Raw genomic sequence first — 15984 nt, 5'->3', positions numbered from 1 at the left:
TCAATTCTCTGATGTTTATAAAACTATAGGGAAAAGCTGATCTATTAATATTTCTTTAAGATCATCAATTTGTTAGCTTTTCTGATAAATATCAAACAAATTGATGAATCATCTAGATTAAAATATTATATTAAAAAATAAATAAATGTTAGGTGAAAAGGTTTGAAGAAAAAAATATTAGCATTAACGGGCATTAGGTCAGAATATGATTTATTATATCCACTTTTAAAAGCAATAGATGAGGATAAAGAGTTAGAATTGGGTATTATAGTAGCTGGTGCTCATCTTTCTCCCCTTCATAATTTTTCTGTCAAGCAAATTGAAAAAGATAATCTACCAATTGTGGAACGTATCTATAATTTGCTGTATTCAGATAGTTTAAATGCAAAAGCTAAGTCAGCAGCAATTTTAATGCAATCTATGACACAAACATTAGAAAGAGAGAATCCAGATTTTCTAATGGTATTAGGGGATAGGGAGGAAGCAATTGTAGGTGCAATAGTTGCTAGTTATATGAATATACCAATAATTCATTTGGCTGGAGGAGATCATACAAATCCAATAGGAGGAAATGTTGACGAACAGGTTCGCCATGCGACAACAAAATTAAGCCATATCCACTTTACAATGAGAGAAGAACATACAACACGTATACTAAAGTTAGGTGAAGAATCTTGGCGTGTGCATACTGTAGGAAGTGGCGGTATTGATAGAATTCGAGTGACACCAATACTAACTAAAAAAGAATTAGTTAAAGCATTGGGTGAAAGAGTATTAGATTCATATGCAGTTGTAATTCATCATCCATTAAATTCACAGGTAAATGAAGGAGCACATGAACTAGAACAGATATTTGAAACATTAATAGAAGAAAATTTAGCAATTTATGTTGGTTATCCGAATAGCGATCCTGGTTTTGATAGCTTAATTAAAGTGATTAATAAATATGAAGAAAAAGGGAAAATAATCACCTATAAAAATTTAGATCGGGTTTTATTTGTCAATTTATTGAGAAATGCACAAGTCTTAGTCGGAAATTCATCATTAGGGTTACATGAAGCACCATATCTATGTTTGCCTGCAATTAATATAGGAGAAAGACAAGTAGGTAGATTATCTGGGAAAAATGTACAATTTGTAAACGCTGATAAGAATGAAATAAAAAGAGCGTTAGATAGAGCATTAAAGAATTCGACATATAAAGAAGAGATAGTAGGAAGTAAAGATATTTATGGAGATGGTTATATGGCACAAAAATGTGTAGAAATCATAAAAAAATTGCCTAATCGTGAAGTAGTATTAGCAAAGAAAATGGAGTATTAGTATGGGGGGGACTATGAAAAACATATTAATAGTAGCACCGCATCCTGATGATGAGGTATTGGGTTGTGGGGGAACAATTTTGCGACATAAAGCAGGAGAAGATAAGGTTCATTGGTTAATTATGACTCATATATTGCAAGAGCAGGGTTTTTCAGAAAAAAAAATAAAAAAACGTGAAGAAGAAATTGATAAAGTATCAAGAGAATTTGTGTTTGATAGTGTTCATCATTTAAAATTTCCCACAGCTGAGTTGGATAGAGTACCAATTGGTGACTTAGTAGATTCTATTGGTAACGTTATAAAACTAACTAAGGCACAGATTATTTACGTTCCATATCGAGCAGATATTCATTCAGATCATAAAGCTGTATTTGACGCTACAATGGCATGTACAAAATGGTTTAGATACCCAACTGTTGAAAAGGTTTTAGCTTATGAAACTTTATCTGAAACTGATTTTACAATTAATCCAGATGCAAATACTTTCAGGCCAAATGTATTTGTTAATATTGAAGCATATTTAGATAAAAAAATAGAAATTATGAATATTTATGAATCGGAGATAAGTGAGTTTCCATTTCCACGTAGTGAGAAGGCAATACGTTCCATGGCGCATGTACGGGGAGCAGCAAGCGGTTTTGAAGCAGCAGAGGCATTTATGTTATTAAAGGAGCGAGATTTATGAAAACGTATATTATTGCAGAAGCAGGAGTAAATCATAATGGCTCACTGGAAATGGCAAAGGAGCTTGTTAAAGTAGCAAAAGAAGCTGGTGCAGATGCTGTTAAATTTCAAACTTTTAGGGCTGCAAATTTGGTGACAAAACAAGCAGAGCAGGCGGATTATCAAGTAGATAATTTAGGTGAGGCGACATCCCAATTTGAGATGTTGAAAAAGCTAGAACTTTCATATGATGAATTTAAGGAATTACAGGCTTTTTGTCAAATAGAGAACATTACATTTTTATCGACACCTTTTGACTTTGATAGTGTCGATTTTTTGCTAGATGAATTACATATGGATACAATTAAAATCCCTTCTGGTGAATTAACCAATGCACCGTTTATTCACTATATTGCAACTAAACAAAAAACTATTATTTTATCAACGGGTATGGCCACGATTGATGAAATTCATGAGGCATTAGCATTTCTTGCCTTTGGTTTAGCTAGATCCCAAGAACCTGTTGAGGTAGAACAAGTTCAAGCTTTTTATCAAACAGTAGAAGCGCAAGAAGTCCTGAAAAAATATATAACTCTATTACATTGCACTACTCAATACCCTACTCCAGTAACATCCATTAATTTGAATGCTATGCAGGAGATGTGGAAAACATTCCAATTACCGATTGGCTTTTCAGATCACTCAGAAGGAATTCATATTCCTATTGGCGCTGTTAGTATGGGAGCAACAGTCATTGAAAAGCACTTTACATTAGATAAAGCATTAGAAGGGCCTGACCATATTGCTTCTTTAAATCCAGCAGAGTTAAAGGATATGATTCAGAGAATAAGGGATATAGAGGTTGCTTTAGGAGATGGGATAAAAAGACCGACACCAATCGAACTTCAAAATCGTCTACCTGCAAGAAAAAGTTTAGTCGCTAAAACGTCCATTAAAGCAGGTGAGATTTTTACGAAAGATAATTTAACTATCAAAAGACCAGGCAGCGGTATTGCTCCTTCAAAGTATTGGTCATATATTGGGAAAATAGCTATAAAGTCTTATCACGAGGATGAATTGATAGATGAATAAACAGGTTATTATCATAGGAAATGGTGGACATGCCTCTGTTTTAACAGAAATTTTGCTAACTAAATCTATTAATATTATTGGTTTTACTGCCCCTCAGAGGGAGCAAAATGACTTTAATTTACCTTATTTAGGTACAGATGATGTTATCCAAAATTACCAGCGACCAGAGATTGAGCTAGTGTTAGGAATTGGCATGATTCGCCCCTCCCCCTTACGAAAAAAAATCTTTCACCACTTTCAAAAAATGGGCTTTCAATTTACAACTCTTATTCACCCATCAGCTATTATAGCGCCCTCTGTCCAATTAGGGCAGGGGGTTCAAATTATGGCAGGAGTGATTATTCAAACAAATACGATAATAGCCGATAATAGTATTATAAATACAGGTGCATTAATTGACCATGATTGTCAGATTGGGGCACATGTACATATTGCGCCTGGTGTCAATATATCAGGTCAGGTACATATACAAAACGGTACACATATTGGAACAGGTGCAACGATTATACAAGGTATGAATATTGGAGTGGATTGTTTAATAGGTGCGGGTGCTGTTGTTGTGAAACATATAACAGATAATAAAAAGGCGGTAGGTATACCTGCAAAGGAAGTGTGATTGAGATGAAACAGTGGCAAACAATAATAGTTACTCCAGATCAGACTTTATTGGAAACAATGAAAATAATTGATAATTCTTCATTACAATTTGCAGTAGTTGTCGATGAGAAGCGACGTTTATTGGGGACAGTGACAGATGGTGATATTCGTCGAGGTATCTTACGGGGGGAAGGGCTTGAAGTGCCTATCTCATCAATTATGAATGCGAGTCCAGTTAGTGCACAAATGGGGCAAAAGCCTTATCGTCTTAAACAATTCATGAAGTCAAAGAAATTAAAACAACTCCCCATAGTAAATAAAAACAACCAAATAATTGATATTTTATTTATTGATAATTTAGACCAATCGGCAAATAAAAATACAGTTATATTAATGTTGGGTGGATTAGGAACAAGGTTGAGACCATTGACAAATGAGGTTCCTAAACCCATGTTGAAAATAGGAAATAAACCTATTGTAGAAACAATTGTTGAAGGCTTTAAGCAGTTTGGCTATACACATTTTATTTTTTCAGTCAATTATAAAAAGGAAATCATCCAAGAGTATTTTCAAAATGGTGATGCTTTGGATGTAACAATTGATTATATTGAAGAAGAGAAGCGAATGGGGACAGCTGGGGCTCTATCCTTACTCGAACAACGACCAACAGAGCCATTTTTCGTGATGAATGGTGATTTACTTACACAAATTAATTTTGATCAATTAATGGAATTTCATAAAGAACATCAAACCATAGCAACTATGTGTGTAAGAGAATATGAGTATCAAGTGCCATATGGCGTCATTGAAACAGATGGAGTACATCTAGTAGGAATCAAAGAAAAGCCGATTCAACGCAGCTTTGTTAATGCAGGTATCTATGTACTAAATCCAGAGGTATTTGACTATATTCCACAAAATGAGTTTTATGATATGCCAACGCTTTTTGAGGAATTAATTGCAGCAGAGAAAAATGTAGCAGTATTCCCTATTCGTGAATACTGGTTGGATATTGGAAGAATAGACGACTTCCATAGAGCAAAGAATGAATTAAAGGAGTTATCTAATGAAGCCTAAAATATTAGCTATTATTCCTGCGCGTGGTGGTTCTAAAGGATTACCACGTAAAAATGTGAAAAAGCTTGCTGGAAAGCCGTTGATTGTTTGGACAATTGAAGCGGCAAAACAGTCGAAGTATATTAGTCAAGTGATTTTATCATCAGAAGATCTAGAAATTATAGAAGTAGCCAAACAATATGGCTGTGATGTGCCATTTATACGTCCAAAAGAATTAGCACAAGATCATTCATTGGGTATGGATGTGATTATGCATGCAATTGAACAATGTGGAGATTTTGACTATATTGTTTTATTACAACCAACATCCCCACTTAGAACAACAGAAGATATAGATGGCTGTATTCAAAAATTAATAGAAAATAGAGCGGATTTTTGTGTATCAGTCACAGAGGCAGCCAAATCCCCTTATTGGATGTATACAATGAAGGATGATAGGATGTATCCTCTTATGCAGCAAGAGCAGATGAAAACAAGACGTCAAGATCTGCCAGTAGTATATGCTTTAAATGGCGCTGTTTATGTGGCAAAAACAGATGCGTTATTAATCGAGAAGTCTTTTTTAAATGAACGTACAATTGGATATATAATGCCTCAAGAAAAATCCTTTGATATTGACACCATTACTGATTTTAAAATATGTGAATATTTACTAGCCGATAATAATGATGCTTCTTGAAAATAACGGGAATTTTAGTTGTTTTACAAAATACGTAAAACTTATAGAAATTACTTCCGATAATAGAAGCAAGTAAAAAAATATATATGTGAGGTGAATTCAATGCGTATTACATCGCAAGGGCAGCCTACAGAAGGAGGCAACGTAACTCCAACCAAAGCATCAGAGAAAATAACATCTACCGATTATACTCATATAAGTTCAACACCAAGTGGAGAAACAGCGTTAGTTACTGTAGAAGAAAAAGAAATTTCAAAAGAAAAACTACAACAAGCAGTTGATACGATGAATAATGTGTTGGAGGCAAACAGCAATACGGCAAAATTTGTTTATCATGAAGGGTTAGATCGCTTTTATGTAACGGTTGTAAATAAGGAAACGGATCAGGTTGTAAAAGAGATTCCACCTAAAAAGTTATTAGATGCCTTTTATGAAATGCAAAAGATGCTTGGGTTGATAGTAGACGAAAAAATCTAAACGTATTCAATATTAAGGAGGAAAATGATTATGGTAAATCGAATTGGCGGTTTGGTCTCGGGAATGGATATTGATGGACTTGTACAAAAAATGATGAGAACACAACGAGCACCATTAGACAGACTATTTCAAAATAAGCAAATAGGGGAATGGCAACGTGATGCTTACCGAGCTGTTAATACAAAAATCAGAGCATTTGATACGTATATGGCTGACAATTTAGTGTTAAAGGAACTTAATAGCAAGACGGCTTCTAGTTCTAACTCTAATTTAGTCGATGCTAAAGCAACTGGAAGTGCGTCAGGTACAATAAGTATTGAAGAAGTAAAACAATTAGCAACTGCAGGTCGTCTAGTAGGAGCAAAAACAGTAAAAACTGAAACAGCAACTGGCTCAACAAAATTAAGCGATTTGGGTGTAACTAGTTCAACGATTGATATTAAAGCGATTCAAAATAATGGGACACTTGCAAAAGAAGCTACAAAAATTAGCATTATAGAAGATATGACAGTGGATCAGTTTATTAATAAAGTTAATACTAGTAATGCTGGTGTGACAGCCATTTTTGAAAATGGCCGATTCTCCTTTACCGCTAAAAATACAGGTGATGTAATAAATGGGGAGGAAATCGAGCTTGTCGGTGCAGATGCTCTAGGATTTTCAGCAGCTGATTTTGCTAATCCAGATATAAGTAAAAAAGCTAGTGCAACAGCGGGACAAAATGCTGTTTTCACAGTTAATGGTATCGAAACGGAACGTACATCCAACACCTTCTCCATTTCTGGTTTTAACATTACATTAAAGGAGAAATTTGACCAAGGTCCTGCTGTTACAATCACTGCGACAAGCAATGTAGATGAGATGGTAGATAAGGTGAAAGATTTTGTGAAAACCTATAACGGGTTTGTCAAAGACTTAATGGATCAAACAAATGAAACAAGATACCGAGATTATCCACCACTAACAGATGAACAAAGGAAAGAGCTGTCTGAGAGTGAAGTAAAACTTTGGGATGAAAAAGCGAAAAGTGGTTTACTAAGTAGAGATAGTATTTTGCGCGATGGTTTATCTAATATGCGTTCTTTACTCTACCAGTCTAATCCTGCAGTAGAGGATACAAACTATAACACCCTTTATAAAATTGGGATTACTACAACTCAAAATTATAACGATGGTGGTATGATTGAGATTAATGAGGAGAAATTGCGTCAAGCCTTAACAGAAAATCCAGATGCTGTTGAGCAGCTCCTTACAAGTACTGGGAATAAAAATGGTACTGTGACAAAAGTGAACCCAGATACTGGTGTAGAGGAGACCATTACAACAGATACACGTGGCTTTGTTAAAAAACTACGTGATTCATTGGAAGGTTTTAAACTTGCTATTGAGGATAAAGCTGGACGAGCAAACATGGCTGATGAAAAATTTAGTATTGGTCGAGATTTGAAAGCAACAACTGAGCGAATGGATAATTTAAAAAGAAGATTAGAAACGATTGAACAAATGTATTGGAAACAATTCACAGCTATGGAGCAAGCAATGAACAAAGCCAGTGAACAATCAAGTATTTTTATGCAAAGGTAAATAAGAGTCGTCATTAAGTGAAATAGAGGTGTACTATGCAACTAGTAGAACAACTATTACAAGTATCGACGAACTTATATAAAGTTTTAGACGATACACTAATTAGTGAAGAACGTGATGAATATATTGCCCAGATACATGAGCTTCTGGATCAACGTAAAATTATTATAGAAATGTTAGTACAACAAGAAGGTGGTTTTCGCTTTGACAAGCAAAATCGTATTCATTGTAAATTACTAGAATTAGATAATGGAATTAAAGAAAGATTGGAGATTGTAATAAATTCTATTAAGAAGGATTTAACAAATCTACAAAAAGCTAAAAAAAATGAATCACAATATTATAATCCTTTTGCAAGTGTGCGAGTAATGGATGGGATGTATTATGATAAAAAAAATTAGTAAATTTAAAGATGTGATGTGACTTACTTTTGAATAATCACACATAACATTTAGATAACCAAAATCATATAATCACTGAATTTAGATAAGGAAATTGATGAAGTATAGATAGGGATAAGTGCAAGTTGTACAAATCAATGTTTAATGAATTTATATCTTACAGTCATTTCATTATTCTCAAAAAAGTAAAGACTTAATGGGAGAGTTTTGTGATATATTATGATAATATTCGTAAAAATAAATGTGAATATATTCTAAAAAAGGGGTTGACCTTGTATGTCAGCTAATTTATCGGCGCAAAATGCCTATAAACAAAATACGGTTTCTACTGCTTCTCCAGGAGAACTAACACTGATGCTTTATAATGGTTGCTTGAAGTTTTTACATCTGGCTAAGATAGCTACTCAGGAAAAAAAGATTCAAGCTAAAAATACCAATATTCAAAAAGCGCAAGCTATTATTCAAGAGTTAATAGTGACATTAAACATGGATTATGCTATTTCAAAAAATATGTTAGCATTATATGAATATATGAACCAACGTTTAATGGAAGCTAATATGCTAGATGATGTAGCCATTATTGAAGAAGTGGAAGGATTTGTGACAGAATTTCGCGATACGTGGAAGGAAGTTATTCGCATTAATCGACAACAGCAATTTGGTCAGGGAAACAGCGGACAAATTTAGACACAATTAGAGACCATCGAAAGTGATGGTCTCTTTTTTGTTAATCGCTATTATCATGAAATAGTCATAAATTAGGCTATTCAAAGGTAAAATATGTTACTTATTCCCTGTGGCTGTTAGTTGGGTATCATGGCATAATCAAAGCAATAAACATGTTTAAAAGAGTACTGGGGTGGGAATATGATCTTTAAGCGTCAAGAAGGTTTCCGATTTAAATTTAAGGAGCCTATTCAAATAACTTTTGCTATTTATGAGAATGGAAAGGTCAATCATGGACAAACGGCTATGGCTGACTTGTTGGATATAAGTCCACGTGGATTAAAGATGTTTACGGAAGTGGATTTAGGTATAAATCCTCCTCCACTAGATATCCATTTTGTGCTTGATACACAAGAAGTACGAGCGTATGGAGAAGTGATTTGGAGTCGTCCATTTGGGAGTGGCAAGCAATATGGCATCTATTTCAATAATCAAGGACCCGTGGAAGATTTGATTGTTGAAGAACTAAAGCTTCGACGAAAAAAGGAAGCAGCAGAAGCGAAAAAACAAAATAATAATTTATAAAAATTTTTGTAAAAAAAAGAATGATTTTAGAGGAATTTCACACACTTGTGTAGAAATAGATAGTATAGCAGTTATAAAGGAGGAGTTTACATGTTAAACTTTAACATTCGTGGTGAAAATATTGAGGTAACTCCAGCTATTCGAGAGTATGTTGAGAACAAAATCGATAAAGTTGAACGCTATTTTAACGAAGATGTTAATGCCAACGCTAATGTCAATTTAAAGGTTTACAATGACAAACAAACGAAAGTGGAAGTCACTATTCCAATGAAGAACCTAACTCTTCGTGCTGAAGAGCGTCATAATGATATGTATGCTGCTGTTGATCTAATTGTTGATAAATTAGAGCGTCAGATCCGCAAGCATAAAACAAAAGTAAACCGTAAATTCCGCGAGCGTGAAGGTGCAGGCCTTTATTTTGCTACTACTCAAGCAGCCGCTGATGCTGTGACAGAGGAAGAAGAATACTCAATTGTTCGTACAAAGCAATTTGATTTAAAACCGATGGATCAAGAAGAGGCAGTTCTACAAATGAATATGCTTGGACATGATTTCTATGTCTTTACCGATGCTGAATCGAACGGAACAAATATTGTATATAAACGTAAAGATGGAAAATATGGCTTAATTGAAACAACTTAAAACTTCATGATGACGAAGGCTCTCGCGATGGCGAGGGCCTTTTTTTGGTATGACAATCATATGTAGCTGGGGTGACAGTTTGCATGAAACTGTTACACAATGGTAAAATGAAAGTTGAATCTATATAGGAAGTGAAAAACATTCATGGCAAACCTATTAAATAAATTATTTGATTTCAATAAACGTGAGCTAAAAAAATTAGAAAAAATCGCTGACCAAGTTGAGCGTTTCGCTTCTCAAATGGAACAGCTTTCAGATGATCAATTACAAGCGAAAACAGATGAATTTAAAAAGCGTTATGCTGAGGGTGAGCATTTAGAGTCGATTCGTGCTGAAGCTTTTGCTGTTTGTCGAGAAGCGGCAAAACGTGTATTAGAGATGTACCCATTCCGCGTTCAAATCATGGGGGCTGCTGCTCTTGATGAGGGGAATATCGCAGAGATGAAAACCGGGGAAGGTAAAACTTTAACAGCGACAATGGCTGTTTATTTAAATGCCATCACTGGTAAAGGTGTACATGTTGTAACAGTCAACGAATACCTAGCGAGTCGTGATGCTGCTGAAATGGGACAACTTTATAATTTCTTAGGCTTATCTGTTGGGCTTAATCTGAATAGCCTTTCAAAAGATGAAAAACGAACTGCTTATGAGGCTGATATTACGTATAGTACAAACAATGAGCTAGGATTTGACTACTTACGTGATAACATGGTGCTTTACAAAGAGGAACGTGTCCAACGTCCATTGCACTATGCTGTCATTGATGAGGTGGACTCGATCTTAATTGATGAAGCGCGTACGCCATTAATTATTTCGGGTCAAGCTGGGAAATCAGCACAGCTTTATAAACAGTCGAATGCGTTTGTACGTATGTTAAATGCAGAGACAGACTATACGTATGAAGAGTCAACAAAAGGTGTTACGTTAACAGATGCAGGTGTGGAAAAAGCAGAAAAAGCATTCGGCATTGATAATCTATTTGATTTGACACATGTTCGTTTAAATCATGCGATCAATCAATCATTAAAGGCGCATGTTAGTATGCATAATGATGTCGATTATGTTGTGCAGGATGGCGAAATTGTGATTGTTGATGGCTTTACTGGTCGTTTAATGAAGGGTCGTCGTTATTCTGATGGCTTACACCAAGCAATTGAAGCTAAAGAAGGCGTTGAGATTCAAAATGAATCGATGACTATGGCGACAATTACCTTCCAAAACTACTTCCGTATGTATCAAAAGCTTGCAGGGATGACAGGTACAGCGAAAACAGAGGAAGAGGAATTCCGTAATATTTACAATATGAATGTTGTCGCTATTCCGACGAATAAACCGATTGCTCGTGATGATCGTGCTGACTTGATTTTTGCAACGATGGAAGGGAAATATAAAGCAGTTGCTGCTGATATCGCAGAGCGTCATAGAGCTGGTCAACCTGTTCTTGTTGGTACAGTTGCTATTGAAACGTCTGAGATTATTTCTAAACTATTGGATAAACATAAAATTCCTCATAATGTATTAAATGCGAAAAATCATGAACGTGAAGCTGAAATCATTGCGAACGCTGGTACAAAGGGTGCAGTGACAATTGCAACAAACATGGCTGGACGTGGTACAGATATTAAACCTGGCGAAGGAGTACTTGAAATTGGCGGTTTAGCGGTAATTGGTACAGAGCGACATGAATCACGTCGTATTGATAATCAGCTTCGTGGACGTTCTGGTCGTCAAGGGAATCCAGGGGTTACACAATTCTACCTATCCCTAGAGGATGATTTAATGCGTCGTTTTGGCTCTGATAATATGAAGTCGATGATGATGCGGTTAGGTATGGATGATTCCCAGCCATTGCAATCTAAAGTTGTGTCGAGAGCTGTAGAATCAGCGCAGAAACGTGTCGAAGGTAATAACTTTGATGCGCGTAAACGATTATTACAATATGACGATGTATTACGTCAGCAACGTGAGATTATATATAAAGAGCGTTATGATGTGCTTGAAACAGAAAATATGCGTGTGCTTGTTGAGTCTATGATTCAAGAAACAATCGATAATGTTGTTAGCCTGTATACTCAAGGTGAACAGAAGGATTGGAACCTAAAGGCTATTGAAGACTTTGTAGCGGCTAATCTTTTAGAGGAAGGTCAACTTAAAGTATCTGATTTCCAAGGCAAGTCTGCTGAAGATATTAATCAGTTAATCTCTGATGCTGTTCATGTTCGTTATGATGAAAAAGAGGCAGAACTGACACCAGAACGTATGCGTGAGTTTGAAAAGGTTATTTTATTACGATCAATCGATACAAAATGGATTGATCATATTGATGCAATGGATCAACTACGTCAAGGTATCCATCTGCGTGCTTATGGTCAAAACGATCCTCTTCGCGAATATCAACAAGAGGGCTTTGCAATGTTTGAGGATATGGTAGCCTCTATTCGTGAGGATGTTGCGAAATATGCGATGAAAGCAGAAATCCGCAATAATCTGGAGCGTGAAGAGGTGGCGAAGGGGCAGGCTGTTAATCCAAAAGAAGAAGGTGGCTCTGCGCCGAAAAAGCAACCAGTACGTAAAGCTGAAAACATTGGCCGTAATGATTTATGTCCATGTGGTAGCGGCAAGAAATTTAAAAACTGTCATGGCACAGCTCAATAATATCTAGGTGAAAAAATCATTTTAACTACGTGTTGAAATGATTTTTTCTTTTTTAAAATAACTCAAAAATGAAGAAATTTTAGTAAAAAAAGTCAGAATTTATAGACAATTGAAAAATATGGGTATACAATAGCTGTAATAATAGGTATTTAGTACAAGTTATTTATCCTATTATTATCCTGAATTATTGATTGTAAGACTAAGTCTTAAGAGAGATTGGGATTTTTAAGCAATCTTACTCATTGAAAATAGCGGGAATGTAGAGTAGTATATTCCTTTTTATTTTGACTGGAAGCAACATAAAATGTATGAAGGGGGACTATAGATGCATAAAAAAGATATTATGAATAGTGAAACAATGATGTATATGCCTGTGTATGATTCCTTTGGAAATTTATGTACGCAGGTGTTTGAGAAAAATAATGAGTATATATCTACGCTACCACCAACGAAATTATTGGACTTTAATCTGCGTTATTTTGGTTCTAGTTTAAGAGGAGCGTTCGATGGTTCAAAAATGATCCTAGGCAAACTTAATAAAAATCCTATTGTCGTGCACGAACGTTGTAATATTTTATGGTTCCCTAGTAGGTCTCCTCTACATCCTGACTGTATCTGGTTCGCTGTCCATCATATAGATGACTATGTCGCTGTGGATAAAAAGATGACAAAGGTTACTTTTATGAATGGCAAGGAATTTATTGTGGATGTCAGTGTGAATGCGTTAGAGTCTCGGATTCAAAGAGCTTTTTTATTAAAATATAGACTAGAGAAACGAACAAAATATTTACTTGTTCAGTATGACCGTGTGAAAGTATTTCAACGTCTTGCCAAAAATATGTTTGAGGACGAGACGCAGGATAGTTGACTTAATTGCACAAAACATCTGCTATATAGTATGTTTTCGTTTCTAAAAACGTTATAATAAAAAGATACGGGGCTTTATGAATAAACTGTTAGCTCCATGACTAACGTTCGGAGGATTTAACGATGATTGAATTAGCAGATGTACGCAATGTGTTAGACACTACAGCCAAAAAATTGGCGGACTTTAGGGGGTCTCTTTGACTTAGAGAACAAAGAGGCACGTATTCAGGAGCTAGATGAAATGATGCTAGAGCCAGGCTTTTGGGATGATCAGCAGGGTGCTCAGGTGATTATCAATGAAGGAAATGGCTTGAAAGCTATTGTCAATGAATATAAAGATTTAGTGGAAACACATGAAAATTTAGATATGACACTGGAACTTTTACGTGAAGAACCAGACGAAGAATTACAAGAAGAACTAGGCAAAGAACTAGCAGAATTCCAACAAAAGATGGCTGATTTTGAGCTTCAATTACTGCTAAGTGGCCCATACGATCAAAACAATGCCATTTTAGAGTTGCATCCTGGTGCTGGTGGTACGGAATCACAGGACTGGGGTTCAATGCTATTGCGTATGTATACACGATGGGCTGAGAAGCGTGGATTTAAAGTGGAAACAGTGGACTATCTACCAGGAGATGAAGCCGGAATTAAATCTGTAACATTGTCGATTAAAGGTCACAATGCTTTCGGTTATTTACAAGCGGAAAAGGGTGTGCATCGTCTAGTACGTATTTCTCCATTCGATTCGTCTGGTCGCCGTCATACGTCTTTTGTTTCCTGTGATGTTATGCCAGAGTTTGACGACAATATTGAAATCGATATTCGTACAGAGGATTTAAAAATTGATACGTATCGTGCTACAGGTGCAGGTGGTCAGCATATTAATACGACAGATTCTGCCGTTCGTATTACGCATATTCCTACTGGTACGATCGTACAATGTCAAGCTGAGCGCTCCCAGATTAAAAACCGTGAAAAAGCGATGACGATGTTAAAAGGGAAGCTATATCAATTAGAACTTGATAAACAGCAGGCACAATTAGATGAAATACGTGGTGAACAAAAAGAAATAGGCTGGGGCTCCCAAATTCGTTCGTATGTCTTCCACCCATACTCAATGGTGAAAGATCATCGTACAAATGAAGAAACAGGTAATGTGGGTGCAGTGATGGATGGCGATTTAGATCCATTTATTAATGCCTATTTACGTTCAAAAATAAATTAATACCCAAATTCCCCAAGAGTGAGGTGCTCTTGGGGAATTTTTGTTAAAAGGGTGGGTGATAGGGTGCATCTTGGCTAAGCTGTTTTCGTTCATTCATGTAATATTTATACAGCATAGAAGCGTTAAGAAATTGTTTACTAATAGAAGCATATCGAATAGGTAGTTCGATTTGTTTATTATTTTTTAACGTTACAATACACCCCATTTCACTAGGTGTAATATTAATAATTGCATGAAGCCCTATCCATATATTATGAATGGAGCTGGGAGAATAAGTTGGCAGAAAAATACAGGGATAACCATAATCAAAGGCCACGACGATTGGTAGCTTGTGTTGATTGCCGAAAAAACGTTTAGCCGATTGTTTTGCGGCTTCATAGGTAGATCCTAATGAGAGACAGGATTTTCGAAGGACATGCATCGGTTTGCGTGTAACAATCAGCTCATTATGCTTATCAATCACATGCGTGAAGACTTTGGAGTCATGCTGAATAGGTTGTAGCAAATAAGTATTGAATGACATTAAGTAGCCGTTTACAAAGTTAGTTGTCATATAGGGAGTGCCTCCTTTTTTCTAGTGATAACGGTAGTGTAAAACAAAATATGACTTTCTTAAATTGGATGAAATAGTTGAAAATCGTTCATAAAAGCACGAAATGCCTAGAGAATTTGCTCTAAATATCAATTGATTAATAGCTAATCTAAGATATTTTCGAATCGTAAGCATTGCTTTTTAATTTCAATTTTCATATAATTTAGAAAAGGATCGAGGTGAGATCGTTGGATAAATATTATTCGTATACCGATTTTCTGAAAGCCGTTGGTCAGTCGAAAAAAGTTGATGAGGCAGAGAAATTATTAAACGAGATTTATTTAGATTTATTTTTAAATCGTATCCAGCGTATGCATCGGCAAGAGCAGCTCATGGTTCTGATAGATAGAGCACTCGATGAAAAAGATGAAAACGCATTTTATCAATACGCATCCGAACTAACTTCCTTACTCCAAACAGAAGAAGAATCATATTGACGAACCCGCTCTCCATATCTATTGGAGAGTGGGGTTTTTTTGCTTTTGAAAATAGTTGCAGTGGAAGTAAAGAGTGTATGTGTTGGCTAGAAGAAGTGGTTTTGCTTATAGAATGAGGAAAGTCATTCAAAAAGTTTGAGCCTCTGTTTATAAAAAAGTGAGAGCGCTCCGATAAAGTAGAATCCGCTCATAAAAGGAGGAGAGCCAGGCTCCTGAGAGAGTATGAGCTACACATGAAGCAAAAAGGAAATCCCATCCATCGATGAAGCTTGAAAATCTAATAAAACGGCTATTATAAGAGTAACAAGTTAAATGGACCTTATTATTATGTAATAAAAATTTTAGAGATGAAAAAAAATTTTACAAACATTCGTTCGTTAAATGTTCGAAATTTTAATATTGCTATGCTAAAATATATG

The 15984-nt window shown here is 35.6% G+C and carries 17 protein-coding genes; 16 read left to right on the top strand and 1 reads right to left on the bottom strand.

Annotation, left to right across the window (positions count from 1 at the left end; all coding sequences use genetic code 11):
• Window positions 1-162 precede the first annotated feature (162 nt).
• The 15 genes from neuC to prfB all read left to right on the top strand — a co-directional run bounded on the left by neuC (window position 163) and on the right by prfB (window position 14536).
• Entirely contained in the window at window positions 163-1323 is a 1161-nt protein-coding gene (gene neuC / locus EW028_RS20195; RefSeq protein WP_131522103.1) for a UDP-N-acetylglucosamine 2-epimerase, read from the top strand.
• Between the two features lie 13 nt (window positions 1324-1336).
• Entirely contained in the window at window positions 1337-2008 is a 672-nt protein-coding gene (locus EW028_RS20190; protein WP_131522102.1) for a PIG-L deacetylase family protein, read from the top strand.
• Window positions 2005-3078: an N-acetylneuraminate synthase gene (neuB, locus tag EW028_RS20185; RefSeq protein ID WP_131522101.1), complete on the top strand. Its 1074-nt coding sequence runs from the start codon at window positions 2005-2007 to the stop codon at window positions 3076-3078. Before EW028_RS20190 ends, neuB begins: the two co-directional genes overlap by 4 nt.
• Window positions 3071-3694, top strand: a complete 624-nt coding sequence (locus EW028_RS20180) for an acetyltransferase (RefSeq protein WP_131522100.1) — start codon at window positions 3071-3073, stop codon at window positions 3692-3694. The genes neuB and EW028_RS20180 overlap by 8 nt, the downstream gene beginning before the upstream one ends.
• 5 nt (window positions 3695-3699) lie before the next feature.
• Window positions 3700-4752 (top strand): nucleotidyltransferase family protein, encoded by a 1053-nt coding sequence (locus tag EW028_RS20175; RefSeq protein ID WP_131522099.1) that lies wholly within the window; start codon window positions 3700-3702, stop codon window positions 4750-4752.
• Complete coding sequence (locus EW028_RS20170; protein WP_131522098.1) at window positions 4742-5431, top strand: acylneuraminate cytidylyltransferase family protein; 690 nt, start codon at window positions 4742-4744, stop codon at window positions 5429-5431. The genes EW028_RS20175 and EW028_RS20170 overlap by 11 nt, the downstream gene beginning before the upstream one ends.
• Window positions 5432-5533: 102 nt before the next feature.
• Window positions 5534-5908 (top strand): flagellar protein FlaG, encoded by a 375-nt coding sequence (locus EW028_RS20165; RefSeq protein ID WP_131522097.1) that lies wholly within the window; start codon window positions 5534-5536, stop codon window positions 5906-5908.
• Between the two features lie 30 nt (window positions 5909-5938).
• Window positions 5939-7492 carry a flagellar filament capping protein FliD gene (gene fliD / locus EW028_RS20160; protein ID WP_193767417.1) on the top strand — a complete coding sequence of 518 codons (1554 nt, stop codon included), beginning with the start codon at window positions 5939-5941 and terminating at the stop codon, window positions 7490-7492.
• Between the two features lie 35 nt (window positions 7493-7527).
• Complete coding sequence (fliT, locus tag EW028_RS20155) at window positions 7528-7893, top strand: flagellar protein FliT (protein WP_131522095.1); 366 nt, start codon at window positions 7528-7530, stop codon at window positions 7891-7893.
• Window positions 7894-8169: 276 nt separating this feature from the next.
• Complete coding sequence (gene fliS / locus EW028_RS20150; protein ID WP_131522094.1) at window positions 8170-8580, top strand: flagellar export chaperone FliS; 411 nt, start codon at window positions 8170-8172, stop codon at window positions 8578-8580.
• A 180-nt stretch (window positions 8581-8760) separates the two neighbouring features.
• Window positions 8761-9144, top strand: a complete 384-nt coding sequence (locus EW028_RS20145; protein ID WP_048392058.1) for a PilZ domain-containing protein — start codon at window positions 8761-8763, stop codon at window positions 9142-9144.
• Window positions 9145-9234: 90 nt separating this feature from the next.
• Window positions 9235-9786 (top strand): ribosome hibernation-promoting factor, HPF/YfiA family, encoded by a 552-nt coding sequence (gene hpf / locus EW028_RS20140; protein WP_131522093.1) that lies wholly within the window; start codon window positions 9235-9237, stop codon window positions 9784-9786.
• Between the two features lie 144 nt (window positions 9787-9930).
• Window positions 9931-12441 carry a preprotein translocase subunit SecA gene (gene secA / locus EW028_RS20135; protein WP_066036288.1) on the top strand — a complete coding sequence of 837 codons (2511 nt, stop codon included), beginning with the start codon at window positions 9931-9933 and terminating at the stop codon, window positions 12439-12441.
• 325 nt (window positions 12442-12766) lie between these two features.
• Window positions 12767-13309, top strand: a complete 543-nt coding sequence (locus tag EW028_RS20130; RefSeq protein WP_131522092.1) for a competence protein ComK — start codon at window positions 12767-12769, stop codon at window positions 13307-13309.
• 122 nt (window positions 13310-13431) lie between these two features.
• A protein-coding gene (gene prfB / locus EW028_RS20125; RefSeq protein ID WP_237497242.1) for a peptide chain release factor 2 occupies window positions 13432-14536 on the top strand; the annotation gives its coding sequence in 2 pieces (ribosomal slippage) (window positions 13432-13506 and window positions 13508-14536; 1104 coding nt in all).
• 43 nt (window positions 14537-14579) lie between these two features.
• Here prfB and EW028_RS20120 read toward each other — a convergent pair.
• Window positions 14580-15089, bottom strand: a complete 510-nt coding sequence (locus EW028_RS20120) for a competence protein ComK (protein WP_131522091.1) — start codon at window positions 15087-15089, stop codon at window positions 14580-14582.
• A 227-nt stretch (window positions 15090-15316) separates the two neighbouring features.
• On the opposite strand from EW028_RS20120, the gene EW028_RS20115 reads away from it, so the two are divergent.
• The gene (locus EW028_RS20115) at window positions 15317-15565 is read left to right on the top strand and encodes an IDEAL domain-containing protein (protein WP_131522090.1); all 249 of its coding nucleotides are present in this window, start codon (window positions 15317-15319) and stop codon (window positions 15563-15565) included.
• Window positions 15566-15984: the final 419 nt, after the last annotated feature.

The sequence above is a fragment of the Lysinibacillus sp. OL1 genome, from assembly GCF_004332175.1.
Taxonomy (GTDB): domain Bacteria; phylum Bacillota; class Bacilli; order Bacillales_A; family Planococcaceae; genus Lysinibacillus; species Lysinibacillus capsici.
This window is presented reverse-complemented; position numbering and strand designations above follow the sequence as displayed.